Below are 26,612 nucleotides of genomic sequence, written 5' to 3' on the forward strand. Positions count from 1 at the left end.
TGCCATGAAAGGCGACGCACAAGTCATCACCCACCTGCAGGCCCAACTCAAGAACGAACTGACCGCCATCAACCAGTACTTCGTGCACTACCGCATGTACAAGCATTGGGGCCTGGACAAGCTCGCGAAGAAGGAATACGAGGAGTCCATCGGCGAGATGAAACACGCCGACAAACTGATGGACCGCATCTTCATGCTCGACGGCCTGCCCAATCTGCAGGACCTGGGCAAGCTGATGATCGGCGAGGACGTTCCGGAAGCCCTGGCCTGCGACCTGAAGGCCGAAACCGGCGCCCAGGCCACGATCAAGGACGGCATGGCCCATTGCGAAAGCGTGCGTGACTATGTCTCGCGCGACCTGTTGCAGGGCATTCTGGACGACACCGAAGAACACATCGACTTCCTGGAAACCCAGATCGAGCTGGTGGCCAAGGTCGGGTTGCAGAACTACCTGCAAAGCCAGATGGGCGAGCTGAGCTGACACGGCCCGGAGCCGGAAGAACCAGGCGGGGCAAGTCCCCGCTTTTTTTCGGCCGTCGGCCACCTCCGTGCAGCCAGGGCAGTCAGCGCAGCCGGGCCATCAGCACCTCCACCGCCCTTCATTTTCAGGCAAAAACAGCTTGCAGCGCCCGTCGGTAAAGCGGAGCCAGCTATTTAATTCATAGCAATTTTCCGGCACCGCGCACTTGCCGCGCAGATCGCCCGGCGCGCCCCGGTCTGGCGCGGGAAGGCATACAATACAAATAGTAATGATTCTCATAAAGAATGGCGTACTTGCCGGATAACCCCGCTCACCCTTCCCCCGCCGCTTTCCGCCTTATGACACCTGTCGCTTCGCTTTCCCCGGCCGCAGCGCCCGACCCCGGCACGCTTTGCCTGGTCGACCTGCCCGTTCACCGGGTGACCACCATCACCGGTCTGGCCAGCCAGGGCGGTGAGGCCTTTGCCGGCGTGTTGCAGCGGCTGGGAGAACTCGGCTTCATGGTGGGCGAAACCATCAGCGTGCTGCAGCGCGGCCCGGGCGGGCGCGAGCCGCTGGCGGTCCAGGTCGGCGACACCGTGTTTGCGCTGCGCCGCCATGAGGCGAGCTGCATCCAGGTCAAAGTGCCCGCATGAACGCTGCCTCCAGCACCGCAGGCCCGCTGCGCATCGCCCTGGTCGGCAACCCGAACTGCGGCAAGACGGCCCTCTTCAACCTGCTGACCGGCGCGCGCCAGAAAGTGGCCAACTATGCCGGTGTGACGGTTGAACGCAAGGAAGGCCGTGCCCGTTTGCCCGACGGCCGCGAACTGGCCGTGATGGACCTGCCGGGTGCCTACAGCCTGAGCCCGGCCACCACCGACGAAGCCGTCACGCATGACGTGGTGCTGGGCCTGCGCGCCGGGGAAAGCCGGCCCGACGGCATCATCGCGGTGGTGGACGCCACCAACCTGCGCATGAACCTGCGCCTGGTGCTGCAGTTGCGCGCCCTGGGCCGGCCCATGGTGCTCGCGCTCAACATGATGGACGTGGCACGCGCGCGCGGCCTGCAGATCAACATCGCCCGGCTGTCGGCCGAGCTCGGCATGCCGGTGGTCGAAACCGTCGCCGTGCACAACCCCTGGTTTGCCGCCTGGCGCGGCAAGGCCGGCGAGAGCGGGCGTGACGCCCTGCTGCAAGCGGCCCAGAAAGCCTTTGCAGCGCAAAGTAGTGAGGCTTTTATGCCTCCAGCCCAATCCCCGTCTTCGCCAACAGCTATCAAAACAGGAGCAGATGGAACGCCGGACATGGCCGCGCTGCAGGTGCAGGTCAGGGCCATCCTGGCCGCCGCGGTGCCCAACGCCGGGCAGGTCAAGCGCTTCAACCACCGCATCGACGCGGTCGTGATGCACCCGGTCGCCGGCCTGCTGCTGCTGGCGACCGTGCTGTTCCTGATTTTTCAGGCGGTGTTTGCCTGGGCCAACCTGCCGATGGACCTGATCAAGGAAGGCGTCGCAGCAGTCGGCTCTTTTGTGCAGGGTCATGTGCGGCCCGGCCTGCTGCAAAGCCTGCTGGTCGATGGCATCGTCGCCGGCGTCGGCGGCGTGCTGGTGTTCCTGCCGCAGATCATTATTCTGTTTTTCTTCATCCTGCTGCTGGAAGACTCGGGTTATCTGCCGCGCGCCGCCTTCCTGCTCGACAACCTCATGGGCAAGGTCGGGCTGTCGGGGCGCGCCTTCATTCCGCTGCTGTCGAGTTTTGCCTGCGCGATTCCCGGCATCATGGCCACGCGCACCATCCCGCACTGGCGCGACCGCCTGGCCACCATCATGATCGCGCCGCTGATGACCTGCTCGGCCCGGCTGCCGTTGTACGCGCTGCTCATAGGCGCCTTCATTCCCGACCGCAAGGTGGGCTTCTTCAACCTGCAGGGCCTGACGTTGTTTGGGCTTTACGTCCTGGGCATTGTGTCGGCCATGGCGGTGGCCTGGGTCTTCAAGCGCACCTGGTCCAAAAGCAGCTACCAGCCGCTGATGCTGGAGTTGCCCCCCTACCGCGTGCCGAACCTGCGCAACCTGCTGCTGGGCCTGTGGCAACGCGTCGAAATTTTCATGCACCGCGTCGGCACCATCATTTTTTCGCTGATGGTGGTGTTGTGGTTTCTCTCGACGTTTCCAGGTGCTCCCGAGGGCGCCACTGGCGCGGCGATCCAGTACAGCTTCGCCGGCATGATAGGCAAGGCGCTTGAAGTGGTGTTTGCGCCCATCGGTTTCAACTGGCAGATCTCGATCGCACTGGTGCCCGGCATGGCTGCGCGTGAAGTCGCGGTCGGCGCACTGGGCACCGTCTATTCGCTGTCGGCCTCGGGTGACGACGCCGCCGCGGCCCTGAGCCCGCTGATCGCCCAGAGCTGGTCCACCGCCACCGCCTATTCGCTGCTGGCCTGGTATGTGTTTGCGCCGCAGTGCATCTCGACCCTGGCCGTGGTCAAGCGCGAAACCAACTCCTGGCGCTACCCCTTGCTGATGGCCGCCTACCTGTTTGCGCTGGCTTACGCCGCCTCGTTTGTCACCTACCGCGCCGTGCTGGCGCTGACCGCATGACGGCCACACTGCTGCAATCCCTGCTGGTTTATGCCGTGGTCGCGCTGTGCACGGCCTATTCCCTCTGGCGCCTGCTGCCTGCCGCCCTGAAGCGGCGCGCAGCGGTGGCGCTGATGTCACGCTTTCCGCGCCTGCAGGCGTCCGCGCGCCTGCAGACACTGGCGCGGCAACCCTCCGGCTGCGGCTCGGGTTGCGGCAGTTGCGACAGCAATGCCTCCAGGCCGGCGCCGGCCCTGCAGGAACACAAGATCGGGGTGTTTCGGCGCCGCTGAAACAAAACGCTGCCAAGCTGCAGCTTCTGGCACCCATGCCGGCTCCCGGCAAAGGCAGGCGCCATCGCTTTTCCTGTTTCCTGTTTCCTGTTTCCTGTTTCCTGTTCCGTTTTCGCCACGTCTGCGCATGATGGCCAGGAAAACACCATTTCTCCCTTGCAAGTTATTACGAATCATTATCATTTGATATACACTCGCAGTGACACCTGACCAGCCAGCCCGCTCGCATTCGCCACGAACCGCCGAGCCAGCCAAGCCAACGACTCAAACCATTCCACGCCGATCCGGCGGGACCCTGCTGGAGGCCACTTGGCACACTTTCCTGATCTCAAGACGCGCGCTGCGCGCAGCAAACCCTCTCGCGTTCGCGCCTGTGCGCCTTCCGACCCCGGCGCCTTCGGCACCTTGCCAGCGTCCGAAAAAGCGGTACTGCCACTGGGCGCACTGATGCTTGCCGCCTCCATGGCTGGCTGGGCCCAGACCCCGCCAGGCAGCGCCACAGATGCGCCGGTGGCCACATCGGCCAGCGACAACACCCTGGCCCCGGTGACCGTGATCGCCCCGCGCGACCGCGCCGCGCAAACCTACCAGAGTGGCATCACCAGCGTCGGCAAGGTGCCGGTACCCGCCAAGGACATCCCGCAGTCACTGACCGTGGTCAATGAAAAACTGATCCACGACCAGGGCAAGGACAGCTTCAAGGGCGCACTGGAAAACGTCGTCGGCATCACCTTCGAGGCCGGTGAAGGCGGACGCGTCGGGGACAACATCCGCCTGCGCGGCTTCAGCGCGGCCGGAGACATCTACCAGGACGGCATGCGCGACATCGCGCAGTACAACCGCGATCTCTTCAACGTGGACCGCGTGGAAGTGCTGCGCGGCGCGGCCTCCATGCTGTTCGGCCGCGGCTCCACCGGCGGCGTGATCAACCAGGTCAGCAAGCAGGCGCGCATGATCACCGAGCACGAGGTCAATGCCACGGTCGGCACCGATGGCTACCAGCGCTACCAGGGCGACTTCAATTTCAAGCTCGAAGGCGACGCGGCCCTGCGCATCAACGCCATGGCCACCGACGGCGAGGGACGCGGCGACAACACCGGCGCCTCCACCCATCGCCGCGGTCTGGCGCTGGACTACCGTTTCGGCATAGGCACCGCCAACGAATTCGAGATCAGCTACTACCACCTGCACTACAACGACAAGCCCGACTGGGGCTTTGCCTGGCTCAACAACCGTCCGGCGCCGGCGCCCACCAACCGCTACTGGTACGGCCTGGACAGCGACTTCCAGAAGGACAAGGCCGATGCGCTGACGCTGTCGCACACCCATCGCTGGAACGACGGCAGCAGCCTGAAGACAACCGTGCGCGACGGCTACTACTCGCGCTCCATGTGGGCCACGCAATCGAGCTTCGCGGCCGGCACTACAGTGGCCAATATCAATGACAGCACGGCAGTGAACCGGCGCACCAACGCCAAGGCCGGGGAAGAGCACCACACCTTCCTGCAGAGTGACTACCTGACCACGACCTCGTGGTTCGGCCGCAAAAACAGCATCTTGCTGGGCGCCGAATACGCGGTGGAGAACTCCAGCCGTTCGACCTATCCGTCGCTGGTCGCGGCCAAACCGGCCACCACCGCAGGCAACCCGGACAGCACCGGCATCAGCGGCAACCTCAGTGAGCGCGTGGCCACGTCCTTCAAGGCAAGCACGCTGGGCCTGTACGTGCAGGACACGATTGAACTGACACCCCAGTGGAAGCTGGTGGGCGGCCTGCGTGTGGACCAGTTCCAGGGGGACTTCGACCGCTCGGGCAACACGGCCCCCAACAACACCGCGCTGTCGCGCTCGGACAGCCTGCTGAGCAAGCGCCTGGGCCTGATGTACCAGCCCACCGAAGAAGTCAGCTACTACGCCGCGTGGGGAACCTCGTTCAACACCTCGGGCGACCTCTACCAGTACGACCCGCGTTCCGCCAACACGCCACCCGAAAGCAGCCGCAACATGGAAATCGGCGCGAAATGGGAGCTTTATGGCGGCGACCTGTCGCTGCGCACCGCGCTGGCCCGCACGGACAAGTACAACGAGCGCAACACCGACATCGACACCGCCAACAACTCCTACCTGCTATCGGGCCAGCGCCACACCGATGCGCTGGAGTTCGAGATCGCCGGCCGCATCACACCGCAGTGGGATGTGTTTGCGGGCATCGGTTTTCTGAGGGCCGTGATCGACAAGTCCGGCTCGAACGCTGCGGGCCAGGCCGAAGTCGGCCAGAACCCGGGCCTGAGCCCGAGCCGCCAGGCCAACCTGTTCACCACTTACCGCCTGGACAGCAAGTGGCGCGTTGGCGGGGGATTCACCGCCGTGAGCCAGAACAAACCCGCCAACAGCGTGACCACCGGCAACCGGGCGCCCGGCTACGTCAAGGCCGACGCCTTGGTCGAGTACCGCGTCAACGCCGGCAACACGATCAAGCTCAACATCGACAACCTGTTTGACAAGGTCTACTACAACACCCTGTACCGGGGTTTTGCGGCACCGGGCGACGCCCGCGCGGTGCGAGTCACCCTGACGAGCAAATTCTGAGCGCCGCGCCGTTCAAGGGCGCTTAAACTTCGGGCGGTCCGCCATCGGTGGACCGCCCGATGCCTTCTGGAAATCACCGCCATGCTGCTTCGCATTCCTCACGCCCTCCAGCCGGATGAACTTGCACAGATCCGCCAGCTCATTCTTGCCGCCGACTGGACCGATGGCCGTGTCACGGCCGGCAGCCAGAGCGCCAGTGTCAAGAACAACCGCCAGTTGCCCGAAGCCTTGCCCGCCGCGCAGCAGGCGCGGCAGATGGTGTCGGTGGCGCTCGCGCGCAACCCGATGTTTGTGACCGGGGCCCTGCCCAAATCGGTCTACCCTCCGCTGTTCAACCGTTACGGCGGCGAGAGCAACCACTTCGGCGACCACATCGACAACGCCGTGCGCACCCATGCCGCCAGCGCGCGGCATGTGCGCACCGACATCTCCTGCACACTGTTTCTCAGCGATCCGGCCAGCTACGACGGCGGCGAACTGGTGGTGCAGGACACCTACGGCGAGCAGCGCATCAAGTTCGAGGCGGGCGACCTGGTGATGTACCCGGGCAGCTCGGTGCACCGGGTGGAGCCCGTCACGCGCGGCGAGCGCCTGGCCTGCTTTTTCTGGATCGAGAGCATGGTCCGGCAGGACGCCCAGCGCCGCCTGCTGTACGACATGGACATGGCCATCACGGCCCTGCGCCAGAAGGAGCTGCAGCAGGCAGCGGACAAGCCCGCAGGGGCCGCCGAAAGCCCGGAGGTCGTCCGCCTGACCGGCTGTTACCACAACCTGTTGAGGATGTGGGCCGAGGTCTGAACGCCTCGCCGCCCCCCCTCTTTCTCTTTTTTCCCGCTTCCCGGTTGCTTCTCCATGGATAGCAACTGACGCCCTTCCGACAAGGGCGAAGACCCCTTTGGGCTGCTTTTCCTGAAGAATGCCAGTGCACTGTGTGGATAAAAAAAGATAATGATTGCAAATGCGAGCGATTCGTATTTATAATAACATCGACCCCTGAAATTTTCCCCCATCAACCAGCAAGCCAATCCCATGATCGTCTGCGTCTGCCGCCGAATCTCCGACCGCGAAATTGCCCGCCACGCCCGCGCGGGAATGGGCTTTGACGAGATCCAGTTCGAACTCGGCGTCGCCACGCAGTGCGGCCAGTGTGAAGGGTGTGCCCGGGACGTGGTGGCGCAATGCAGCGCCACCTGTCCCACGGCCAACATCAAGCTCGCCGACTCCTCTCTGGAAGGCAGCCCGTGGAATCCTCTCTCACCCTCTTTGCAAGCCTCGCCGGCAGCCTGATCCTGACCATCAGCCCGCTCTGGTGGATCTTCCGGCGCCAGCCAGCGCGCCCCCTGTTGCCGCACACGCGTTCCTCCCCTCGCATCCACTAGACTTCCGATGAACGCTCCCGCCATTTCGGGCTCCAACACCCCTGCACTTCCGACAAGCCCCGTGCGATTGCCAATCAGCCGCAACATCGTGATTGCCGCCAGCGTGGTCATCTTCCACGTGGCTGCGTTGTGGGCGTTGCAGAACGGCCTGCTGCGCCGGGCGGTGGAACAGGTGGTGCCGGCCGAACTGCTGACGCGCATCATTGAAATCGAGCCGCCCAAGGTGGCGCCCCCGCCGCCGCCACCGCCCCCCAAACCCGCAACCAAAACCGTCAAGCTGCCTCCGCCGCCCATGCCCGTGGCCATTCGCGACCCCGCGCCGGCGCCCAATGCGCCCACTGGCGTGATTGAACCGCAGCCGCCTGCACCCGTGGTGGTGGCCCCGGTGGCGCCTGCCCCGGCGCCTCCCGCCCCGCCCGCCCCGGCGCGTCTGGTGGAAATCACGCAGGGCGAAACCGAGTACATCCGCCCGCCGCGTCCGGTCTACCCCGCCCTGAGCAAACGCAGCGGCGAAGCCGGCGTGGTCATCATTGCGGTTTACTACAGCACCTCGGGCCACGCCAGACGTGCCGAAGTCTTCAAGTCCAGCGGCTTCGAGCGCCTGGACCGTGCGGCACGCGAAGCCGTGATGGCCTCACAGGTCACCCCTTTCCGGCGGGCGGGTGTCAATGACGACACCCAGTTCCTGCTCAAAGCCCCGATTAATTTTGTTCTGGAGTAACTCATGAATTCACAATTTGGCCTGATGAACGTCTGGACGCAGGGCGACTTCATCACCCGGGCGGTGGCGCTGCTGCTGATCGGCATGTCGCTGGCCTCCTGGATGGTCATCATCATCAAGACGCTGGACGTGCTGAAGTACAAGAAGATTGCCCGCAGCGCCGAAGACTTCTGGCACAGCGAAGACTTCGCCGCCGGCCTGGCCCGGCTGGGCAACGACCCGGCCAACCCCTTCCGCCAGCTCGCCATCGAAGGCCGCGAGGCCACCGCGCACCACCGCAACACCCGGGCGCACCTGCACGACGCGCTGGACGTCAGTGACTGGGTCACGCGCAGCCTGCGCAACACCATCGACGAGTTCACCTCGCGCCTGCAATCGGGCCTGGCCATCCTGGCCTCGGTCGGTTCCACCGCCCCCTTCATCGGCCTGTTCGGCACGGTCTGGGGCATCTACCACGCGCTGCTGGCCATCGGCACGGCCGGCCAGGCAACCATCGACAAGGTCGCCGGTCCGATCGGCGAGTCGCTGATCATGACGGCGCTGGGCCTGGCCGTCGCCATTCCGGCCGTGCTGGGCTACAACGCGCTGGTGCGCGGCAACAAGGGTGTGCTGCACAAGCTCAACCGTTTTGGCCACGACCTGCATGCCTACTTCGTGACCGGCGCACGCGTCACCAGCAGCGGGCCCGCCAATGTCGTGCCCATGAAAAAAGCCTGACGCACAAGGAGCACGCAACATGGCTTTCGGAACCCAGGACGACACCGACGAGGTGATGAACGAGATCAACATGACGCCGCTGGTCGACGTGATGCTGGTGCTCCTGATCATCTTCATCATCACCGTGCCGGTGATGAAACACGCGGTCAACATCGATTTGCCGCGCGCCACCAACGAGGTGCAGAACGTCAAGCCCGAGACGGTGCGGCTCACGGTCGATGCCGACGGCGCCTACTACCTCAACGAGGCCAGGATCGAGGATGCCGCGCTGGCGCCCAGCTTCCAGGCGGCGGCGGCGAAGGACCCGCAACCCGAACTGCACATCCGCGGCGACAAGGCGGTGCGTTACGAACGGGTGGCCCAGGCCATGGCGGCGGCGCAGCAGGCCGGGCTGCGCAAGATCGGCTTCATCACCGAACCGGTCCAGCCCTGACGGTCAGCGGCTGCGTGCTCCCGCGTGACCCGCCTGGTGCTTCACCATGCCAGCATTTTGGCTGCGTGCTGCCCGCGTTCTTCAACAAGCCCGACGGCGTATTTTTTTCAGAAAAACCAGAGTCGCGCTTGACTTTTAATTGAGAATAGTTATCATTACGATAACGACAACCCATCAGACCCACCCCGGTCCACCCCCATGTCCCCTGCACAGCCTGCCTCCGCCACCCTGAACCTGCCGTCCCGCCGCAACGAGCACGCGCAAGCCACCCCCTCCGCCGTGGACAGCAACGAGTTGCTGCGCGGCCAGAAAGCCGTGGACATCGTGCACAACGGCTCGACCTACCGCCTGCAGGCAACCCGTCTGGGCAAGCTGATCCTGACCAAATAGCCGACAAGTTTCATCGTGGGACGATCCGGGGCCGGCAACGGTCTCACAGGTCGTTTTTTGCCAGCCAGCCACCCGCCTTTCGGGCAGTTGCATTAGCCAGGCTTTTTTTGCCACACACCATGCAAAAAGCCGACCCGCGGGTCGGCTTTTCTATTCAAAACAGGCTCCAGCCCTTTCCTGACGGGCGCAGCCAGCTACCCATTAAATAGCATTCGCTATTTGGCAAACAAGCGTTACAGACCGATGGCGGCCATGCCGGCACGCGCGATCTGCGCGTCTTCACTGGACTTCACGCCGCTGACACCGACCGCGCCCAGGCACTGGCCGTCCTTCAGGATGGGTACGCCGCCTTCGAGCAGGCCCTTGAGTTCCGGCGCGCTCAGGAAGGAGAAACGTCCCCCGTTGATCATGTCTTCGTAAATCTTGCTCTCGCGCCGGCCCATGGCCGCCGTGTGGGCCTTGGCGGGCGCAATGTGGGCGGAAATCGGCGCGGCACCGTCCAGGCGCTGCAGGTGCAGCAGATGGCCGCCGTCGTCAACAATCGCAATCGTCACCGCCCAACTGTTGTTGGCCGCTTCTGTGGCGGCGGCAGCGGCGATGGCCTGCACATCGGAAAATTCCAGCACTGTTTTTGATTTCATGGTTTCCAGGTTCTGTTTGGGTAAAACGTCAAGCATACGCAACTTTGCGGGCAGTTCCGGGTCCTATTGCCAACCTGAAAACTTATAGAACCCTGACAAATAGTAGGCAGTCCACAGGGTTAATCCTTGAAAACCGCCGCTGTCCCCTAAAATGAAACTGCCCGCATATGCAGGCCTCTACTGGAGAAGACCCTATGAATGACAATGTTCAAACCCTGGACCATGGCTACGTTGGCTCTGCCGAGCAACGCAACCGGGTTCTGCGCAACACTTACTGGCTGCTGGCACTGAGCCTGCTGCCGACGGTGCTGGGCGCCTGGGTGGGCGTGGCCACGGGCATCACCGCCGCCCTGAGCGGCGGGCTGGGCCTGGTCGTTTTCCTCGGTGGCGCCTTCGGCTTCATGTACGCCATTGAAAAGACCAAGAACTCTGCCGCCGGCGTGCCGGTGCTGCTGGCCTTTACCTTCTTCATGGGCCTGATGCTCTCGCGCATGATCGGCATGATTCTCGGCTTCAAGAACGGCAGCGAGCTGATCATGACCGCCATGGGCGGCACCGCCGGCGTGTTTTTTGTCATGGCCACCCTGGCCAGCGTCATCAAGCGCGACATCTCGGGCATGGGCAAATGGCTGTTTGTCGGCGCCCTGGTCGTGATGGTGGGTGCCATCATCAATGTGTTTGTCGGCTCCACCGCCGGCATGATGGCGATCTCGGTCGCCGTGATCGGTATCTTCAGCGCCTACATGCTGTATGACCTCAAGCAGATCCTCGATGGCGGCGAGACCAACTACATCAGCGCCACACTGGCCCTGTACCTGGACCTGTTCAACGTGTTCCAGGCGCTGCTGGCCCTGCTGGGCATCATGGGCGGCGAGCGCGATTGAGCCTGCCTGTCCCCATTGAAAAAAAGGGCCTTCGGGCCCTTTTTTCATGGGCCGTCGCGCCCGGGCAATTCCACGCACACGGCCAGCGTCCTGGCAGCAAGTCCGGAACCCCACAAATCAGGGTGCTTTCAAAAGCTATTTATTCGATAGCAAACTTTCCATACTCCAAAAGGGGTAGAGCTGGTTTTGACTTGAAATCGTCGGACAGGCCAGCTTGCGCTGGATCAACAAGGTTAGCGTTAACCCTTATAAAGGTGCACATTAAATCCATCTTCTAACTACACTGCATACAGGCACCCGGACAACAGAGATCCGGATGCCTTCAAAGTAGAAAGAAGGTTGTTTGTATGCGTACCCCTCATTCAAGGAATTTTTCACTCCTGGCCCTGGCTGCCGCCCTCGCGCTGGCCAGTCTGGGCGCCGCTTCGGCACCGGTCGCAGCGACCCCGAGCGGTGCATCGCCCACTCCGGCCACTGAGCAGGCCAAGGGCGCCGTCAGGAAGTACACGCTTGAAACCGGCATCGTCAACGGCAAGATGGTGTTCATCGACGACCGCGGCCAGGCCAACCCGCTGCTGCGCGCCAATGTGGGCGACACGGTGGAGATCCACCTCAAAAGCGGCGAAGGCGCACAGCACGACATCGCCATTCCGGACCTGAAGGTCCAGTCGCAGAAATTCGATGCCGCCAGCGGCCCCACCACCCTGCGTTTCACCGTCACGCAAGCCGGTAAATTTGCCTACTACTGCACCATCGCGGGCCACCGCCAGATCGGCATGGAAGGCGTGTTTGAGGTGGCTGGCACCAGCATCGCCGGGGCGGCCCCAAAGGCCGCAGCGAAGATGAGCGGTGGGCCCGGCGCCGAGCTGTACACCGCGCCCGCCGTGCGGCCCGCCGATGCGGCCGCCGTGAGCGTGGCGATGGATCCGGCGGCCGTGCCCACCCCCATAGGCGCACGTGCCCCGCAGCACCTGAAGTACCGCCTGGAAACCGTGGAGCTGACCGGCAAGCTTGACGACGGCACCAGCTTCACCTACTGGACCTTTGACCGCAAGGTGCCTGGTCCCATGCTGCGCGCCCGCATCGGCGACACCATCGAGCTGACCCTGGCCAACGCACGCGACAGCAAGATGATCCATTCCATTGACCTGCACGCGGTGACCGGCGGCCACGGTGGCGGCGAACACACCCAGGTCGGCCCCGGCCAGGAAAAAACCATCACCTTCAAGGCGCTGAACGCGGGGCTGTTTGTGTACCACTGCGCCACGCCACTGGTGCCGCAGCACATCTCGGCCGGCATGTACGGCATGATTCTGGTCGAGCCCGAAGGTGGCTTGGCCAAGGTGGACCGCGAGTACTACGTGATGCAGGGCGACATGTACACCACGCGGCCACACGGAGCCAAAACGCACCAGGAGTTCGACCTGGACAAGATGGCGGCCGAGCTGCCTGACTATTACGTCTTCAACGGCGCGGTGGGTTCGCTGACCAGGGAGCACAAGCTCACCGCCAATGTGGGCGAGACCGTGCGCATCTTCTTTGGTGTGGGCGGCCCGAACAAGATTTCGTCTTTCCACGTGATCGGCGAGATTTTCGACAAGGTCTACAGCGAAGGCTCTGTCAGCTCGGTCAAGCGTGACGTGCAGACCACGCTGGTTGCGCCGGGTGGTGCCACCATCGTCGAGTTCAAGGTGGACTACCCCGGCAGCTACCTGCTGGTGGACCACGCCCTGTCCCGGGCCGGCAAGGGGCTGGTCGGCACGCTGGAAGTCGCCGGTGCCGCCGATGCAGGCATCTACAAGGCACACACGCCAGGCAAGGCGGCTGCCACCCACTGAGTGGCCGGCCAAGGGCCTGCCCCGGGCTGTCCGCTGTCATGGCGGGCAGCCTTTTTGACGTTTTCAGTGCCCGGCGCCGACCGGCAGCCGCTCGAAAACGGCCATCGATTCCACATGCGCGGTGTGCGGAAACATGTTGACCACGCCGGCCGTTGTGCAGCGGTAACCGGCATCATTGACCAGCACGCCCGCATCACGCGCCAGCGTTGCCGGGTTGCAGCTGACATACACGATGCGCTGCGGCGGTGTCCAGTTGCCGATCTGCAGATTTTGCTGTCCACCGGCGTCGTCACAAGGCACGCCGGTGACGATCTGCTGGTGCAGCGCAGCCAAGGCCTTGAACAGCTCGAATGCGCCTTCGCGCGGCGGGTCAACCAGCCACTTGTCGGCGGCGCCGTCCTTCACGAGCATGCCGGGCGTCATCTCGAACAGGTTACGCGCTACAAATTTGGTAGCTGCCAGCGCCCGCCCCTTCTGGGCCGAGGCCTTGTTTGACTCATAATTTTCGCGCGAACGGGCAACCAGCACCTCGCTGCCCTCGATGCCCAGCACCTCGCGCGCCTGGGTCGCCAGCGGCAGGGTGAAATTGCCGAGCCCGCAAAACCAGTCGATCACGCGCTCGTGCGCCTGCACGCCCAGCAGACGCAAGGCGCGCGACACCAGCACCTGGTTGATATGCGGGTTGACCTGGGTGAAGTCGGTCGGCTTGAAGGGCATGGTGATGCCGTAGTCGGGCAGGCCGTAGGCCAGTTGCTGCGCCGGATCAGTCATTTCATCGAGCAGCTTGACCGTCTCCAGCCCGCCGGGCTGCAGCCACCACTGCAGGCCGGGATGGGCCAGCGCAAAGGCACGCAGCTTCTCCACGTCACCGCCCGACAGCGGCTCCATGTGGCGCAGCACCATGGCCGTGACCGTGTCGCCGCAGGCCAGCTCGATCTGCGGCAGGGTTTCCTTCGCGTCCATGCTGGCGATCAGTGCGCGCAATGGCAGCAGCAGGTCGCTGACATGCCGGGGCAACACGTGGCACTCGCGCATGTCGGCGACATAGCCGCTTTTGCGCTCGTGAAAACCCACCAGCACCTCGCCCTTTTTCCGCACATAACGCACCGACAGCCTGGCGCGGTAGCGGTAATTCCAGGCCGGCCCTTCAATCGGCCTCAAGATGTTGCCGGCCTTGAGTTTGCCGATGTGCCAGAGGTTGTCTTCCAGCACCCGCTGCTTGACGGCCACCTGGGCACCCACATGCAGATGCTGCATCTTGCAGCCGCCGCAGGCGCCGGTGTGCAGGCCGAAATGCGGGCACTGCGGCCGTACCCGCTGCGAGGACTCACGCAGCACTGCCATCAGCGTGGCTTTTTCAAAACTCGGTTTCTTGCGGTAGACGCTGGCGCTGACGGTCTCGAAGGGCAAGGCGCCTTCGATGAACACCACCTTGCCGTCGTCCCGGTGCGCAATGCCCTGGGCTTCGATGTCGAGCGACTCGATGGTGAGCAGATCGGGCGGGTAGTCGGTCTGTGCGGGTGCGGGCGGATGTTGCGGCTGATGGTGTTTTCTTCTGGACATGCCCCATTGTCTCAGGCCGGTACAGCCGCAAGAAGCCGCCAAACGCAATGAAAGGCTTGGCTTCGGCTTCAGGACAGGCGCAGGCGGCGACGCCCGCATGCCCCGGCCGGGCCAGCCGGTGCTTTTGACCACGGCATCGACCGGCGGCAGTTCCACGGGCGCAGCGACGACGGGGCCATGCAGCGCGCCGGGTCGCTACCAGATTGATAGCTGCTTGCGCCCATCCTGCAAGGGCAGAGAGCCGATTTGATGCATGACCCTGATGAAATTCAACCACGGGACTTCGGGTTGGCCCCGGACGCAGTGGCAAGAAAAAAAAAGGGAGCCCTGCACTGCAGGGCTCCCTGGGGATATCGCGGCGGCGGCCCGATTATTTGGCCGGCAGGAACCTGGCCGGGTCCACCGGCTTGCCTTGTTTGCGGATTTCAAAATGCAGTTTCACGCGGTCGGTGTCGCTGGCGCCCATTTCGGCAATCTTCTGGCCCTTGCGCACCGACTGGTCTTCCTTGACCAGCAGCGTGTGGTTGTGAGCGTAGGCGGTCAGGAAGGTGTTGTTGTGCTTGAGGATGATCAGGTTGCCGTAACCACGCAGGCCGGCGCCGGCGTACACCACGCGGCCGTCGGCGGACGCGATCACCGGGTCGCCGGTCTTGCCAGCAATGTCCACGCCCTTGTTCTTGGCTTCGTCAAAACCCGCCAGCACCTGGCCCTGCGCCGGCCAGATCCAGGCGAGATCGTCCTCGGCGCCCGGCGTGGAGGCCGATGCCGCAGGTTTGGCGGCGCTGGCGCTGGCAGTCACCGGGGCCGGGGCGCTGCCGGCGGGTGTCGGCGGAAGCGGCGTGACTGAGCCGGACGTCACGGGCCGCGACACGGCCACGGAGGTTTCCACCGGCGGCGCCACACGCAACACCTGGCCGACTTCGATCAGGTTGGGGTTTTCAAGATTGCTCCAGCGCCCGATGTCGCGCCAGTTCTGGCCGGTGTCCAGCCCGATGCGGATCAGGGTGTCGCCGGGCTTGACGGTGTAATAGCCGGGTTTGCCGGCATTTTCCGCCCCCGGAAGCGGTTTGACGCCCGCGGTATCGACGGCACCCACCGGGGCACGCCCCATGCCGGCGCCGCGGTCCTCCACCGGCGCGCGACCCAGGCTGCGCGTGCCGCAGGCAGACAGCAGCAGCACCGCGGCGGCCAGAAAACAGGTCGTCAGCAGGCGGCCCGCACGCTGGCCGCCGGGACGGCCGTCAGGAGCGGTGTAAAAAGACGCTGTCATGGCCGATCCGGCTTGTTCGTTCATTGCTTGATTCACCCTGTTCTACAAAGCTGTCTGTTTATTCTGCGTTCCTGGCGCCGGGAGGCACCATGCACGCACCCGGGTTCATGCCCGCTCAGCTGGTTCCTGATTTTAGAGGTACAAAGTGCACGGCCTCAAGAACGGTCTGTGTAACACCCTGTGGGGTCCGGTCAAGCACCACCAAGGCCTGGGCACCACCTGCCACATGCATGGGCGCCACCAGACGACCACCGACCGCGAGCTGCTCGATCCAGGCCGGCGGAATCGCCTCGCCGCCGGCGGCTGCAATGATGGCCGCGTAAGGCGCGCCCCTGGCATAACCCACCATGCCGTCGCCAAACAGCAGGTGCACATTGGCCAGGCGGAAAGCGCGCAGATTCTCGCGCGCCTTGTCGTGCAGCCCGCGCAGGCGCTCGATGCTGTAGACCTCGCTGGCGAGCTGGCCCAGCAGCGCGGCCTGGTAACCGCAACCGGTGCCGATTTCCAGCACACGACCCAGCTTGCCTGCCGGGCTGCCGGCCCCCTGGCGCAGCAGCTCCAGCATGCGGGCCACCACATTGGGCTTGGAAATCGTCTGGCCCAGCCCGATCGGCAAGCTGGTGTCTTCATAGGCCTGGTTGACCAGCGCCGTGTCGACAAACCGGTGGCGCTCGACATGGCCCATGGCAGCGAGCACCTGGGCGTCCGAGATGCCCTGCGCCGCCAGCTTGCTGACCATGCGCGCCCGTACCGCCCTGGAGTCCAGGCCAACGCCACTTGGGGCGGACGCCGTCCTGGCTGGCACTTTAAGATCAAAAATGCCTGTATCCCTTTCTGGATGGGCGCGGCCAGCTACACTTTTTGTAGCAGATGGCGTGCCTGCCGCGGGTTCCAGCCGAACCGGAAAACCCGGCCGCCGGGCCGGGGCGGCGTTGGCTGGAGCCGGCGAGGTCAAGTTCGGCTTGAGGGGCGGCTTCATGCGACGACCGGTGCGGCGGCCTGGCCCTGTGTGAGCTGGGCGGCGGTCTGGGCCCAGTACGGCAGGCGTTCGTGGTCGGTGAGGTCCACCTGCAGCGGCGTGATGGCGACGAAGCCGTGTTTGGTCGCGAAAAAGTCCGTGCCCTCGCCCTCTTCCTTGGCTGGCCCCGCACCGCCTATCCAGTACATGGTTTCGCCGCGCGGGCTGGTCTGCGTGATGACGCGCTCCGCCGCATGGCGTCGCCCCAGGCGGCAGACCTTGTAGCCCTTGAGCTGCTCATCGGGCAGGTTGGGAATGTTCACATTGAGCAGCCAGGGCGCCAGCGTCGGCAAGCCACCGTCGGCAATTTTTTCGAGCGAGGGAATCAGTTGCTGCACCAGGTCGCGCGCGCGCCGCCCGGCCACGTCGATGTGGGCCCAGCCTTTCTCGGTCTGTGAAAACGCAATCGAGGGAATGCCGAACAGATAACCCTCCATGGCGGCGCCCACGGTGCCCGAATAAATCGTGTCGTCCCCCATGTTGGCGCCGTTGTTGATGCCCGAGACCACCAGGTCTGGGCGGTAGCCCAGCAGCCCGGTCAGCGCAATGTGCACACAGTCGGCGGGCGTGCCGTTGATGTAGCGAAAACCGTTGGCCGCCGTCTGCACGTACATCGGCGAATGCAGGGTCAGTGCGTTCGATTTGGCGCTGTTGTTCTGCTCGGGGGCAACAACCTCCACGTCGGCAATGTCTTTCAGGGCCTCGTACAGGGCGATGATGCCGGAGGCCTGGTAGCCGTCGTCGTTGCAGATCAGGATTTTCATGGCCCGATTTTAAGGTCTCACGGGTGACAAACCCGAGTACCGGTGCGCTTATTCAGCTTTCCAACATCCCTATGATGTGTCTATCTGATTTCAATGGAGACCCTCATGCATGCCTGGCTTTGTGAAAACCCCACCGGCGTTGACGCCCTGACCTGGAAAGAATTGCCCACCCCCGCACCCAAGGCCGGCGAGGTGCTGATAGAAATCAAGGCCGCCAGCCTGAATTTCCCCGACCTGCTGATCGTGCAGAACAAGTACCAGATGAAACCCCCACTGCCTTTTGTGCCGGGCTCTGAGTACGCCGGCATCGTGCAGGCGGTCGGCGAAGGCGTCAAACACCTGAAGGTCGGCCAGAACGTCGCCTGCCTGTCGGGCACCGGCGGTTTTGCCACCCACACCATCGCACCGGCGGCCCTGTGCATGCCGCTGCCGGACGGTTTTCCGTATGTCGATGCCGCTGCCTTCATCATGATTTACGCCACCTCGCACCACGCGCTGGTGGATCGCGCGCAGCTCAAGGCCGGCGAAACCGTGCTGGTGCTGGGCGCGGCCGGCGGCGTCGGCACCTCGGCCATCCAGATCGCCAAGGCCATGGGTGCCAAAGTGATCGCAGCCGCCTCCACCGACGAAAAATGTGCGCTGTGCACATCCATAGGCGCCGACGCCACCATCAACTACAGCACCGAAAACCTGCGCGAGGCCATCAAGACCCTCACCGACGGCAAGGGCCCCGACGTGATTTACGATCCCGTGGGTGGTGATTTTGCAGAGCCGGCTTTCCGCTCCATCGCCTGGCGCGGTCGCTACCTGGTGGTGGGCTTTGCTTCCGGCCCCATCCCCTCGTTGCCACTGAACCTGACCCTGCTCAAGGGCGCGTCCATCGTCGGCGTGTTCTGGGGCGGCTTTGCGAAAAACGAGCCCAAGGCCAGCGCCGCCGCCATGGCCGAACTGGCGCAGTGGTACGCGCAAGGCAAGATCAAGCCTGTCATCGACCGCACCATGCCCATGGCCGAACTCAAGGCCGCGTACGCCCACATGGGCTCGCGCGGTGTCAAGGGCAAACTGGTGATGGTCAACTGAGTAGCAGCCCGCCAAATCGCCGCGGGTGCCCGGAACTAGGTACTTTTGCGCAGCAATCGCCCCAGAACATTCGGCACCGCGACATACTTTGGGGGTATATTGATCTTTCCTTGGCAATGGAGGACAACAATGGGCACACCAACCATGCTGGTGGTGGAAGACAATCCAGATCACCTTGAATTGACCCTGACCATCCTCGAGCAAAACGGCGTGCCCCACGATATCGTGGTGGCCCGTGATGGTCTGGAAGCACTGGACTACCTGTTCTGCCAGGGCCTCTACAGCGACCGCAACGCTGACGAACAGCCCGAACTCGTCATGCTCGACCTCGGGCTGCCCAAGATGAACGGCCTGCAAGTGCTGCAGCGCATGCGTGATGATCCCCGTACGTTTTTTGTGCCTGTGATCATGCTGACCTCTGCGAGCGAGCAGTCGGACGCCATCCTGGCCCTGAAAGGCGGGCTCAACAGCTACGTCAGCAAGCCGCTCGATATTCGCGACTTCGAAGCCAGGCTGGAGGAAATCAGGGAATACTGGCGCCTGTCCGGTCTCGCCCCCTTGAGCGCCTGAGCCACGTTTGTGTTTTGCCCAAAGAAAAAGCCCCTTTGCAGGGGCTTTTTTCTTGAAATACTGGGGTGGCTGATGGGGCTCGAACCCACGACAACAGGAATCACAATCCTGGACTCTACCAACTGAGCTACAGCCACCGAAGCCTCACATTATAGCGGGAACTGCGCGCCTTATGCGCCGCACCCGCTGCTTTAAGCGCCGGCCTTCTGCTCGGCAGGCCTGGCCACCTTGATGTCGGCCTTGAAGCGCTCTTTCAGGATGTTGTAGTACGCGAGGCTTTCCGCCGAGGTCCACCACTGGGTGTATTGGGCCTGGTCCTGCTGGGCAACGTCGGCGGCCTGTGCCGGGCGCGGGAGCACCTTTAGTACACGGACGATGGCGTAACCCTGCGCGCCCAGGTCCACGCCCACCAGCGTGGGCCCGGCGCCCGCGTCTGCGCTCAATGCGGCGCTGACAACCGACGTGGGCAACTGTTGCGTCTGGTCGCGCGAGATGACCACTGCCGCCGGGAAAGTGGCGGCTGCCGGACTGGCTTTCCAGGCCGCGAGCTTCTCGGCACCATCCTTGCGGGCCATCTCCGCGCCGCGCTGCTGCTGCAGGCGGGCACGCACCCGGTCTTTGACTTCTGCGAGCGGCAGCGTCCGGGCCGGTGTGTACTGGGTGATCCGCCCGGCCACCAGCTGGCTGGGGCCCGCTTCGAGGGCTTCGGTGTTGCGCTTTTTTTCCACCGAATCGGGAGAGAACAGCGCCGCCAGGAATTTCGGATTGGCCAGCACGCCGCTGGCGCCAGCCACGGGGACACGCGTCAGCTTCGCAGCCGTCTTGACCTCGAGCTTGAGCCGTTCGGCAATCGGGCGCAGGGTGTCGGACTGTTCGTACACCGCGTTGCTGAAGGTTTCCGCCGTCTCGGCAAATTTCTTCTGTGCCTGTTGCTGCTTGAGTTCTGCCTCCAGAGCGGGCTTCATCTCGTCAAAGGTCTTCTGCTTGGGCACCTTGATGTCCGTCAGCTTGATGATGTGGTAGCCGAACTCGGTTTCCACCACGTCACTGATGTCGCCCTTCTTCATTGCAAACGCGGCGTCGGCGAAAGGCTTGACCATGGCATTGCGTGCAAAGAAGTCCAGGTCGCCGCCGGCCGGGGCAGAACCGGTGTCCTGCGAGTTCTTGCGGGCCAGCTCGGCAAACGAGTCCGGCGCTTTCCTGGCGGCCGCCAGCAGCTGCTCGGCTTTCGCTTTTGCTTTTTCGCGGTCGGCAGCGGGTGCGGAGGCCGGTGCTTCGATCAGGATGTGGCTGGCGCGGCGCTCTTCATTGCCCGCGAGTTGCGGTGCGTTCTGTTCGAAATAGGTCTTCAGGTCGGCTTCGTTGACTGTGATGCCTTTTTTGACCGCCTCCAGATCCAGCACCACGTATTCAATGCTGGCTTCTTCAGGCGCCTGGAACAGGGCCTGGTTGTCCTTGTAGAACTGCTCCAGGTCCGCATCGCTGGGGTTGACCCTGGCGGCATAGTCCGCCGTGTTGAAACGCGCCACCTGTGCTTCGCGCTTCTCGAAAAAGGCGTTGAGCGAAACGTCCGCCACGGCCTTGGAGGCGAAGCCTGTACCGGAGACACCCAGCAAGACCTGCCTGGAGGCCAGGTCCGCGCGCAGGCCGGCTTCGTACTGCTCCGGTGCCATGCCTGTTTGTGCAATGAAACCCGCGCGGTCAAACTTGCCGTCAGGCAGCCTGAATGCGGCGATGGCCTTGTCCTCGGCATACAGTCGCTGCAACTTCTGGTCCGCAACCACCAGGCCGCTCCTGGCCGCTGCGGCCGCCAGCACACGGTCACGCACCAGGCGCTCCAGCGTGCCATAACGCGCTTGCGGCGTGTCCAGCAACTTGACATCGAGCGTCGGCATCGATGCGCTGAGGCGGCTCACTTCGTTCTGGTGCGCAGCATCCCATTCGGGCTGAGTGATGTCCTTGCCGTCGACCACGGCTACAACCCCGCCGCCACCAGCGGTGGGGCCGTTGTTGTTCATGCCGACCAATATGAAGGACGGAACAATCAGCAAAAACAGCAACGCCATCGTGACCTTGGTGTGCTTGCGAATGAAATCAAACATCTCGAATTTCCTGTGCGGCTGTCAATCGGCCATTTAAAACTTGCGTGAAGCCATCAATGAAAAAGGCGAACATCTGTTCGCCTTTTTGTCCAGTCGGTGGTGGGTGCTGACGGGCTCGAACCGCCGACCTACGCCGTGTAAGGGCGCTGCTCTACCAACTGAGCTAAGCACCCCACCTCAACTTTTACTTCATGCCCATCAGTTCAGTGCGTCCTTGAGCGCTTTGCCTGGACGGAACTTGGGCACCTTGGCTGCCTTGATTTTAATCGCATCGCCGGTGCGCGGGTTGCGGCCGGTACGGGCAGCACGTTTGCCCACTGCAAAGGTGCCAAAACCCACCAGAGACACGGAGCCTCCTTTTTTCAGGGTTGACTTGACAGCGCCAATGGTTGACTCCAGCGCGCGCGTTGCGGCAGCTTTGGAAATGTCAGCGTTCTTGGCAATGTGCTCGATCAGTTCAGTCTTGTTCACAAGGAGCCCCTCGTTGTTGAAAGTTAATCTGGTTGTCTCTTGAATATCTCCCCTGGACACCTGTCACAAAGATGGCAGCGGGAGGCGGCATGTGCAGATCGTCTGCTGATTCCAATTAGAGCCATGGACTCCCATCGTGTCAATACAACATCAGATTTTTACAACGTGCGGTGGCGGATTCTAGCCTTATTTTTCACGCTTTCAGGCCCTATTCGTAAGCACACCCTGTATTTCAGGGATGGCCTCCCGCAGACTGAACAGCACGTTTTCAGGCAAGCGCCGCCGCAATGGCTTTGCCCACGTCGGCCGTGCTGGCGGTGCCTCCCAGATCGGGGGTGCGAGGCGCACCACTGTGGGGAGCCAGGACTTTTTCAATCGCGGCAAGCACCGCGTCATGCGCATCCTTGTGCCCGAGAAATTCCAGCATCATCGCGCCGCACCAGATTTGCCCGATCGGGTTCGCGATGGCGCGGCCCGCAATGTCCGGCGCCGAACCGTGCACCGGTTCGAACAGTGAAGGAAACTTCCGCTCGGGATTGAGGTTGGCGCTGGGGGCGATGCCGATGGTGCCGGTGCAGGCCGGACCCAGGTCGCTCAGGATGTCGCCGAACAGATTGCTGGCCACCACCACATCGAAGAAGTCCGGACGCTGGACAAAATGCGCGGTCAGGATGTCGATGTGAAACTTGTCGAGCTTGATGCCCGGGTAACCCTTGGCCATCTCGACGACACGTTCATCCCAGTAAGGCATCGAAATGGAGATGCCGTTGGACTTGGTCGCGCTTGTCAGATGTTTCTTAGGACGCGATTGCGCCAGCTCGAAAGCGAACTTGAGCACGCGGTCCACGCCGATGCGCGTGAACACCGACTCCTGCAACACGAACTCGCGGTCCGTTCCAGGGAAGGCCTTGCCGCCTATGCTCGAGTACTCGCCCTCGGTGTTTTCGCGCACGATGTAAAAATCAATTTCACCAGGGGCACGCGCCGAACCATCGCGCCGCACCACGGGCGCGATGATGCCGGGCATCAGTCGCGCGGGCCGCAGGTTGATGTACTGGTCAAACTCGCGGCGGAACAGCAGCAGCGAACCCCAGAGCGACACGTGGTCGGCAATCTTGTCGGGCCAGCCCACGGCGCCGAAATAAATCGCATCGTGTCCGCCGATCTGGTCTTTCCAGTCGTCGGGCAGCATCTTGCCGTGTTTCTCGAAGTAGTCCCAGCTGGAAAAATCGAAATGGTCGAACTGCAGGTCGATGCCGAACTTGACCGCAGCGGCCTCCATCACGCGGATGCCTTCAGGCATCACTTCCTTGCCGATGCCGTCGCCGGCGATGACTGCGATTCTTTTCTTTCCGGTGGTCTTGCTCATGTTTGTCTTCCTTGATTTCAGGGTTTGAAAAAATTCAGGGCCTGCGCCAGCAGCAGTGCCGGCGCCTCTTCCGCAATGTAATGCCCACAGGGCAGGCTCAGGCCCGAGACGTCAACAGCCCGTTCACGCCAGAGGCGCAGCACGTCGAAACACTGGCCAACCGCCCCGTGCTCGCCCCAGAGTACATGCAAAGGCTGCATCAGCCGCTTTGCCGCGGCCACATCGGCACGGTCGTGCACCAGGTCCACCGTGGCTGACGCGCGGTAGTCCTCGCAAATGCTCTCTGCCGTGCCGGGAATCTGGATACAGCGCTCGTACTCGGCGAGCGCGGCCGGCGCAAATGCCTCAAGTCCCGCATGGCGTTTACCCATCACGCTGCGCAAGTAACGTACCGGATCGGATTCAATCAGGGCTTCGGGCAGGGGCGGCGGCTGGATCAGGAAGAACCAGTGCCAGTAGGCACGCGCAAAAGCCTCCGAGGTGTTCTCATACACGGCCAGGGTGGGCGCGATGTCGAGCAGCATCAGGCGCTGCACGGCCGCGGGGTGATCGGCGGCCAGCCGGTGCGCCACGCGCGCACCGCGGTCGTGTGCCAGCACCTGGAAAGTGTCGAAGCCGTGGTGCCGCATGACCGCCAGCGCGTCGCGCGCCATGTCGCGCTTTGAATAAGCCAGGTGCCCGGGGTCGGCCGCCGGCCGGCCGGAATCACCGTAGCCGCGCAAGTCCATCATGACCACGGTGAAGTGCCTGGCCAGCGCGGGGGCCACCGCGTGCCACATCACGTGGGTTTGCGGATGGCCATGCAGGAGCAACAGCGGCGCGCCCTGCCCGCCCTTGCGGCCATGCAGCCTGAGCTCCCCGCGGCTGGTTTCAAAGGTCTCGAAGGCTTCAAACATGCAGCGATTGTGATTGCCAGTCTCCCTTGAATCAAGAAATAATAAGAGAATTGATTATTCTTAAATTGGAAATGATGGAACGTGCCGACCTGGCCCTGGTGGTCGCTATTCAACAGCATGGCAGCCTCGTGGCCACCGCCGAGGCATTGCAGATGGCGCCTTCTGCCGTGACCAAGCGCCTGGCCCAGCTGGAGGCCGAACTCGGTCTGCTGCTGTTCCAGCGCAGCACCCGGCGGGTGGCCCCCACCCTCGACGGCGAATTGCTGTGCGAACGTGCGCGCCTGATGCTGGCGCAGTTCGATGCGCTGGAGCAGTCCCTGCAGGAGCGAAAGTCGGAAGCCTCTGGCCTGATCCGGCTGGCGGCGACCTTCGGCTTCGGCCGCCTCTGGCTGGGACCAGTGCTGGCCGAATTCCAGGCCAGGCACCCGGCCATCCAGATCCAGCTGCAGCTTTATGAACAGCTGCCCGATCTGGCGGCGGAAGGTTTTGACGGTGCCGTCTGGCTCTGGTCACCCCGGCCGCAACGCGCGAGCGAGTGGACGGTACGCAAGCTGGCCGGCAACCAGCGCGTGGTGGTGGCGGCGCCGGCCTATGTCCGCCAGCACGGCCAACCCGCCACGCCGGCGGAACTGGCGCAGCACAACTGCCTGATCGCGCGGGAGAACGATCGCCAGTTCGACACCTGGCACCTGCAGGCCTTGCGCGGCGCGCGCAGAAAATCCGGCACTACAGCAGAGGCCCCCGCCGATCAGCGGGTTCGCGTGCAGGGCAAGCTGTCATCCAACTCGGGCGAGCTGGTACGCGACTGGTGTCTGCAGGGACGCGGCGTGATGCTGCGCAGCCTGTGGGACGTGCAGGCGCAGCTCGACTCGGGCAAGCTGGTGCGGCTGTTGCCGCAGTACGCCATGCTGGACGCCGACATCCAGTGGCTGGCGCCCTTCCGGCCGCAGACACCGAAGCGGGTACGTTTGCTGATTGACTGCCTGGCAGAAAAATTCAGGCACGAGCCCTGGCGGCTGCCCGCCTGATTCCGAAGGACCTCAGGCGGCACGCATGCCGTTGCGCACCACCAGCCAGACCCCGAGTGCTGTCAGCGCCGTCCCCAGCACGGTGACCACCGTGATGGACTCGCCAAACAGCAACCAGGCCATCAGTGCGGTGGTGGGCGGCACCAGGTACAGCAGGCTGGTCACGGCCGTGGCCGCACCGCGCTGGATCAGCATGTAAAGCAGCGAGCTGCCGCCCAGCGTGAGCGCGAGCACCGACCAGCCCAGCGCCCCCAGGAACTCCGGGGTCAGCAGCACGGGCTCTGCCTCGAACCAGGCAAAAGGCAGCGTCACCAGCAGCGCCGCGCCGAGCTGGATGGCGTTGGCGCTGCGCACATCGGCCGCCCGGACAAAACGCTTCTGGTACAGCGTGCCGATGGTGATGCTGAGCAGCGCAAAAACAGCGCAAACCAGGGTGTAGGCGGTCGCCTCGTTGCCCGCGCCAAACTTGCGCGAAACCACCAGCAGCAGGCCGGCCAGCCCGAGCACCAGGCCCAGCCACTGGCGTGCACTGACACGGTTGTCGCTCTGGCTGCCGTCGCCCATGCGCGAGACCCAGACCGCGGTCAACACCGGCTGCAGGCCGACGATCAGTGCCGACAGACCCGAACCCATGCCGCCCTTGATGGCCGACCAGACGCCGCCGAGGTAACCCGCGTGAATCAGGATGCCGGTGACCCCGAGATGCAGCCACTGCGAGCGGCTGGCAGGCCAGGCCACTCGTGCAATGGCGATCCAGACCAGGAAGCAGGCCAGCGACAACACGTAGCGGATCGCCAGAAAGGTCAGCGGCGGCGCATAAGGCAGGCCGTATTTGGCGACGATGAAGCCAGTGCTCCAGATCAGCACAAAAACGGCAGGCATGGCCCGGATCAGGGCGCTGTTCGAGCCGGGAGAACTCATTTGGCGCGCGCGCGGATTTCGGGAATGGCTTTTTTCAGGTAGTAGGCCATGGACCAGACCGTCAGGATGGCCGACAGCCAGATCAGCCAGGTACCCCAGACGTTGGTGTTGATGACGCCGAACAGGATGCCGTCAAACAGCAGGAAGGGAATCGCGATCATCTGCACCGTGGTCTTGATCTTGCCGAGCATGTGCACCGCCACGCTTTTGGTCGCACCTATCAGCGCCATCCACTCGCGCAGGGCGGAAATGGCGATCTCGCGCCCGATGATGATGAGCGCCACAAACACATCGGCGCGCCGCAGATGCACCAGCACCAGCAACGCGGCACACACGAGAAATTTGTCGGCTACCGGATCGAGAAAGGCGCCGAAGGACGAGGTCTGGTTGAGTTTGCGTGCCAGAAAGCCGTCGAGCCAGTCGGTGGCAGCAAACACCACGAACATGACGGTGGCAATCAGGTTCTGGCTGGCCGGCGTCATGTCGAGATAGAAAATGCCCACGATCAGCGGAATCGCCACAATGCGCGTCCAGGTCATCACGGTGGGTATGGTCAGGAACATGGCCCGATTTTGACATGCGCGGCGCCGGGCCGAACATGCACGCCGTCAGCACCCGTCAAATACCGCCGCTT

The 26,612-nt window shown here is 63.6% G+C and carries 27 protein-coding genes and 2 tRNA genes; 16 read left to right on the forward strand and 13 right to left on the reverse strand.

What is annotated here, in order from left to right; translation table 11 throughout:
- The first annotated feature begins 4 nt into the window (after window positions 1–4).
- The 11 genes from bfr to PSV33_RS16240 all read left to right on the forward strand — a co-directional run bounded on the left by bfr (window position 5) and on the right by PSV33_RS16240 (window position 9,563).
- Window positions 5–481, forward strand: coding sequence for a bacterioferritin (gene bfr / locus PSV33_RS16190; protein ID WP_300563301.1), 477 nt, complete (start codon window positions 5–7; stop codon window positions 479–481).
- A gap of 338 nt (window positions 482–819) precedes the next feature.
- Window positions 820–1,116 carry a FeoA family protein gene (locus tag PSV33_RS16195; RefSeq protein WP_300563302.1) on the forward strand — a complete coding sequence of 99 codons (297 nt, stop codon included), beginning with the start codon at window positions 820–822 and terminating at the stop codon, window positions 1,114–1,116.
- On the forward strand, window positions 1,113–3,062 hold the full coding sequence (feoB, locus tag PSV33_RS16200) for a ferrous iron transport protein B (protein WP_300563303.1): 1,950 nt from the start codon (window positions 1,113–1,115) through the stop codon (window positions 3,060–3,062). The genes PSV33_RS16195 and feoB overlap by 4 nt, the downstream gene beginning before the upstream one ends.
- The gene (locus PSV33_RS16205) at window positions 3,059–3,334 is read left to right on the forward strand and encodes a DUF6587 family protein (protein ID WP_300563304.1); all 276 of its coding nucleotides are present in this window, start codon (window positions 3,059–3,061) and stop codon (window positions 3,332–3,334) included. The genes feoB and PSV33_RS16205 overlap by 4 nt, the downstream gene beginning before the upstream one ends.
- A gap of 309 nt (window positions 3,335–3,643) precedes the next feature.
- Window positions 3,644–5,923 (forward strand): TonB-dependent siderophore receptor, encoded by a 2,280-nt coding sequence (locus PSV33_RS16210; protein WP_300563305.1) that lies wholly within the window; start codon window positions 3,644–3,646, stop codon window positions 5,921–5,923.
- 81 nt (window positions 5,924–6,004) lie between these two features.
- Entirely contained in the window at window positions 6,005–6,721 is a 717-nt protein-coding gene (locus PSV33_RS16215; protein ID WP_300563306.1) for a Fe2+-dependent dioxygenase, read from the forward strand.
- Between the two features lie 231 nt (window positions 6,722–6,952).
- Complete coding sequence (locus PSV33_RS16220) at window positions 6,953–7,210, forward strand: (2Fe-2S)-binding protein (protein WP_300563307.1); 258 nt, start codon at window positions 6,953–6,955, stop codon at window positions 7,208–7,210.
- Between the two features lie 153 nt (window positions 7,211–7,363).
- Entirely contained in the window at window positions 7,364–8,023 is a 660-nt protein-coding gene (locus tag PSV33_RS16225; protein ID WP_300563308.1) for an energy transducer TonB, read from the forward strand.
- A 3-nt stretch (window positions 8,024–8,026) separates the two neighbouring features.
- Complete coding sequence (locus tag PSV33_RS16230) at window positions 8,027–8,740, forward strand: MotA/TolQ/ExbB proton channel family protein (protein WP_300563309.1); 714 nt, start codon at window positions 8,027–8,029, stop codon at window positions 8,738–8,740.
- A 19-nt stretch (window positions 8,741–8,759) separates the two neighbouring features.
- On the forward strand, window positions 8,760–9,173 hold the full coding sequence (locus PSV33_RS16235; protein WP_300563310.1) for a biopolymer transporter ExbD: 414 nt from the start codon (window positions 8,760–8,762) through the stop codon (window positions 9,171–9,173).
- Window positions 9,174–9,371: 198 nt separating this feature from the next.
- On the forward strand, window positions 9,372–9,563 hold the full coding sequence (locus tag PSV33_RS16240; protein ID WP_300563311.1) for a hemin uptake protein HemP: 192 nt from the start codon (window positions 9,372–9,374) through the stop codon (window positions 9,561–9,563).
- A gap of 233 nt (window positions 9,564–9,796) precedes the next feature.
- On the opposite strand, the gene PSV33_RS16245 is transcribed toward PSV33_RS16240, so the two are convergent.
- Window positions 9,797–10,204, reverse strand: a complete 408-nt coding sequence (locus PSV33_RS16245; protein WP_300563338.1) for a heme-binding protein — start codon at window positions 10,202–10,204, stop codon at window positions 9,797–9,799.
- A gap of 194 nt (window positions 10,205–10,398) precedes the next feature.
- Here PSV33_RS16245 and PSV33_RS16250 point away from each other — a divergent pair, with 194 nt between their 5' ends.
- Window positions 10,399–11,088 carry a Bax inhibitor-1/YccA family protein gene (locus PSV33_RS16250; protein WP_300563312.1) on the forward strand — a complete coding sequence of 230 codons (690 nt, stop codon included), beginning with the start codon at window positions 10,399–10,401 and terminating at the stop codon, window positions 11,086–11,088.
- Between the two features lie 347 nt (window positions 11,089–11,435).
- Window positions 11,436–12,926 carry a copper-containing nitrite reductase gene (gene nirK, locus PSV33_RS16255; RefSeq protein ID WP_300563313.1) on the forward strand — a complete coding sequence of 497 codons (1,491 nt, stop codon included), beginning with the start codon at window positions 11,436–11,438 and terminating at the stop codon, window positions 12,924–12,926.
- 63 nt (window positions 12,927–12,989) lie between these two features.
- Here the strand turns inward: nirK and rlmD are convergent, their stop codons facing one another.
- From rlmD to surE, 4 genes are all read right to left on the reverse strand, one after another.
- The gene (gene rlmD / locus PSV33_RS16260) at window positions 12,990–14,489 is read right to left on the reverse strand and encodes a 23S rRNA (uracil(1939)-C(5))-methyltransferase RlmD (protein WP_300563314.1); all 1,500 of its coding nucleotides are present in this window, start codon (window positions 14,487–14,489) and stop codon (window positions 12,990–12,992) included.
- Window positions 14,490–14,859: 370 nt separating this feature from the next.
- Window positions 14,860–15,759, reverse strand: a complete 900-nt coding sequence (locus tag PSV33_RS16265) for a peptidoglycan DD-metalloendopeptidase family protein (RefSeq protein WP_300563339.1) — start codon at window positions 15,757–15,759, stop codon at window positions 14,860–14,862.
- 115 nt (window positions 15,760–15,874) lie between these two features.
- A complete protein-coding gene (locus PSV33_RS16270; RefSeq protein WP_300563315.1) occupies window positions 15,875–16,738 on the reverse strand; it encodes a protein-L-isoaspartate(D-aspartate) O-methyltransferase in 864 nt (287 codons plus the stop codon).
- Window positions 16,735–17,541: a 5'/3'-nucleotidase SurE gene (surE, locus tag PSV33_RS16275; RefSeq protein ID WP_300563316.1), complete on the reverse strand. Its 807-nt coding sequence runs from the start codon at window positions 17,539–17,541 to the stop codon at window positions 16,735–16,737. Before surE ends, PSV33_RS16270 begins: the two co-directional genes overlap by 4 nt.
- 105 nt (window positions 17,542–17,646) lie before the next feature.
- Between surE and PSV33_RS16280 the strand changes: the two genes are divergently transcribed.
- Both PSV33_RS16280 and PSV33_RS16285 read left to right on the forward strand, forming a co-directional pair.
- Window positions 17,647–18,621, forward strand: coding sequence for an NADPH:quinone oxidoreductase family protein (locus PSV33_RS16280; RefSeq protein WP_300563317.1), 975 nt, complete (start codon window positions 17,647–17,649; stop codon window positions 18,619–18,621).
- Between the two features lie 129 nt (window positions 18,622–18,750).
- Entirely contained in the window at window positions 18,751–19,191 is a 441-nt protein-coding gene (locus PSV33_RS16285) for a response regulator (RefSeq protein ID WP_300563318.1), read from the forward strand.
- A 61-nt stretch (window positions 19,192–19,252) separates the two neighbouring features.
- Here the strand turns inward: PSV33_RS16285 and PSV33_RS16290 are convergent.
- From PSV33_RS16290 to PSV33_RS16315, 6 genes are all read right to left on the reverse strand, one after another.
- Window positions 19,253–19,328 (reverse strand) — tRNA-His (locus PSV33_RS16290).
- Between the two features lie 54 nt (window positions 19,329–19,382).
- Window positions 19,383–21,293 (reverse strand): SurA N-terminal domain-containing protein, encoded by a 1,911-nt coding sequence (locus tag PSV33_RS16295; RefSeq protein WP_300563319.1) that lies wholly within the window; start codon window positions 21,291–21,293, stop codon window positions 19,383–19,385.
- 97 nt (window positions 21,294–21,390) lie between these two features.
- A tRNA-Val gene (locus PSV33_RS16300) sits at window positions 21,391–21,466 on the reverse strand.
- 25 nt (window positions 21,467–21,491) lie between these two features.
- Window positions 21,492–21,764 carry an HU family DNA-binding protein gene (locus PSV33_RS16305; RefSeq protein ID WP_026779519.1) on the reverse strand — a complete coding sequence of 91 codons (273 nt, stop codon included), beginning with the start codon at window positions 21,762–21,764 and terminating at the stop codon, window positions 21,492–21,494.
- 268 nt (window positions 21,765–22,032) lie between these two features.
- Window positions 22,033–23,133, reverse strand: a complete 1,101-nt coding sequence (locus PSV33_RS16310; RefSeq protein ID WP_300563320.1) for a tartrate dehydrogenase — start codon at window positions 23,131–23,133, stop codon at window positions 22,033–22,035.
- A 17-nt stretch (window positions 23,134–23,150) separates the two neighbouring features.
- Window positions 23,151–24,029 carry an alpha/beta fold hydrolase gene (locus PSV33_RS16315; protein ID WP_300563321.1) on the reverse strand — a complete coding sequence of 293 codons (879 nt, stop codon included), beginning with the start codon at window positions 24,027–24,029 and terminating at the stop codon, window positions 23,151–23,153.
- A gap of 74 nt (window positions 24,030–24,103) precedes the next feature.
- On the opposite strand from PSV33_RS16315, the gene PSV33_RS16320 reads away from it, so the two are divergent.
- Entirely contained in the window at window positions 24,104–25,057 is a 954-nt protein-coding gene (locus tag PSV33_RS16320; RefSeq protein ID WP_300563340.1) for a LysR family transcriptional regulator, read from the forward strand.
- Between the two features lie 12 nt (window positions 25,058–25,069).
- Here the strand turns inward: PSV33_RS16320 and PSV33_RS16325 are convergent, their stop codons facing one another.
- Both PSV33_RS16325 and pgsA read right to left on the reverse strand, forming a co-directional pair.
- On the reverse strand, window positions 25,070–25,978 hold the full coding sequence (locus PSV33_RS16325) for a DMT family transporter (protein WP_300563322.1): 909 nt from the start codon (window positions 25,976–25,978) through the stop codon (window positions 25,070–25,072).
- A complete protein-coding gene (gene pgsA / locus PSV33_RS16330; RefSeq protein WP_293592334.1) occupies window positions 25,975–26,541 on the reverse strand; it encodes a CDP-diacylglycerol--glycerol-3-phosphate 3-phosphatidyltransferase in 567 nt (188 codons plus the stop codon). Before pgsA ends, PSV33_RS16325 begins: the two co-directional genes overlap by 4 nt.
- Window positions 26,542–26,612: the final 71 nt, after the last annotated feature.

This window comes from Polaromonas sp. (assembly GCF_029945895.1).
Classification (GTDB): Bacteria; Pseudomonadota; Gammaproteobacteria; order Burkholderiales; family Burkholderiaceae_C; genus Polaromonas.

Bases quoted from the DNA above. Each gene is read 5' to 3' on its own strand.
- bfr (WP_300563301.1), top strand. From the start codon at position 5: ATGAAAGGCGACGCACAAGTCATCACCCACCTGCAGGCCCAACTCAAG.
- PSV33_RS16195 (WP_300563302.1), top strand. From the start codon at position 820: ATGACACCTGTCGCTTCGCTTTCCCCGGCCGCAGCGCCCGACCCCGGC.
- feoB (WP_300563303.1), top strand. From the start codon at position 1,113: ATGAACGCTGCCTCCAGCACCGCAGGCCCGCTGCGCATCGCCCTGGTC.
- PSV33_RS16205 (WP_300563304.1), top strand. From the start codon at position 3,059: ATGACGGCCACACTGCTGCAATCCCTGCTGGTTTATGCCGTGGTCGCG.
- PSV33_RS16215 (WP_300563306.1), top strand. From the start codon at position 6,005: ATGCTGCTTCGCATTCCTCACGCCCTCCAGCCGGATGAACTTGCACAG.
- PSV33_RS16220 (WP_300563307.1), top strand. From the start codon at position 6,953: ATGATCGTCTGCGTCTGCCGCCGAATCTCCGACCGCGAAATTGCCCGC.
- PSV33_RS16230 (WP_300563309.1), top strand. From the start codon at position 8,027: ATGAATTCACAATTTGGCCTGATGAACGTCTGGACGCAGGGCGACTTC.
- PSV33_RS16235 (WP_300563310.1), top strand. From the start codon at position 8,760: ATGGCTTTCGGAACCCAGGACGACACCGACGAGGTGATGAACGAGATC.
- PSV33_RS16240 (WP_300563311.1), top strand. From the start codon at position 9,372: ATGTCCCCTGCACAGCCTGCCTCCGCCACCCTGAACCTGCCGTCCCGC.
- PSV33_RS16245 (WP_300563338.1), bottom strand. From the start codon at position 10,204: ATGAAATCAAAAACAGTGCTGGAATTTTCCGATGTGCAGGCCATCGCC.
- PSV33_RS16250 (WP_300563312.1), top strand. From the start codon at position 10,399: ATGAATGACAATGTTCAAACCCTGGACCATGGCTACGTTGGCTCTGCC.
- nirK (WP_300563313.1), top strand. From the start codon at position 11,436: ATGCGTACCCCTCATTCAAGGAATTTTTCACTCCTGGCCCTGGCTGCC.
- rlmD (WP_300563314.1), bottom strand. From the start codon at position 14,489: ATGTCCAGAAGAAAACACCATCAGCCGCAACATCCGCCCGCACCCGCA.
- PSV33_RS16265 (WP_300563339.1), bottom strand. From the start codon at position 15,759: ATGACAGCGTCTTTTTACACCGCTCCTGACGGCCGTCCCGGCGGCCAG.
- PSV33_RS16270 (WP_300563315.1), bottom strand. From the start codon at position 16,738: ATGAAGCCGCCCCTCAAGCCGAACTTGACCTCGCCGGCTCCAGCCAAC.
- surE (WP_300563316.1), bottom strand. From the start codon at position 17,541: ATGAAAATCCTGATCTGCAACGACGACGGCTACCAGGCCTCCGGCATC.
- PSV33_RS16280 (WP_300563317.1), top strand. From the start codon at position 17,647: ATGCATGCCTGGCTTTGTGAAAACCCCACCGGCGTTGACGCCCTGACC.
- PSV33_RS16285 (WP_300563318.1), top strand. From the start codon at position 18,751: ATGGGCACACCAACCATGCTGGTGGTGGAAGACAATCCAGATCACCTT.
- PSV33_RS16295 (WP_300563319.1), bottom strand. From the start codon at position 21,293: ATGTTTGATTTCATTCGCAAGCACACCAAGGTCACGATGGCGTTGCTG.
- PSV33_RS16310 (WP_300563320.1), bottom strand. From the start codon at position 23,133: ATGAGCAAGACCACCGGAAAGAAAAGAATCGCAGTCATCGCCGGCGAC.
- PSV33_RS16315 (WP_300563321.1), bottom strand. From the start codon at position 24,029: ATGTTTGAAGCCTTCGAGACCTTTGAAACCAGCCGCGGGGAGCTCAGG.
- PSV33_RS16320 (WP_300563340.1), top strand. From the start codon at position 24,104: ATGGAACGTGCCGACCTGGCCCTGGTGGTCGCTATTCAACAGCATGGC.
- PSV33_RS16325 (WP_300563322.1), bottom strand. From the start codon at position 25,978: ATGAGTTCTCCCGGCTCGAACAGCGCCCTGATCCGGGCCATGCCTGCC.
- pgsA (WP_293592334.1), bottom strand. From the start codon at position 26,541: ATGTTCCTGACCATACCCACCGTGATGACCTGGACGCGCATTGTGGCG.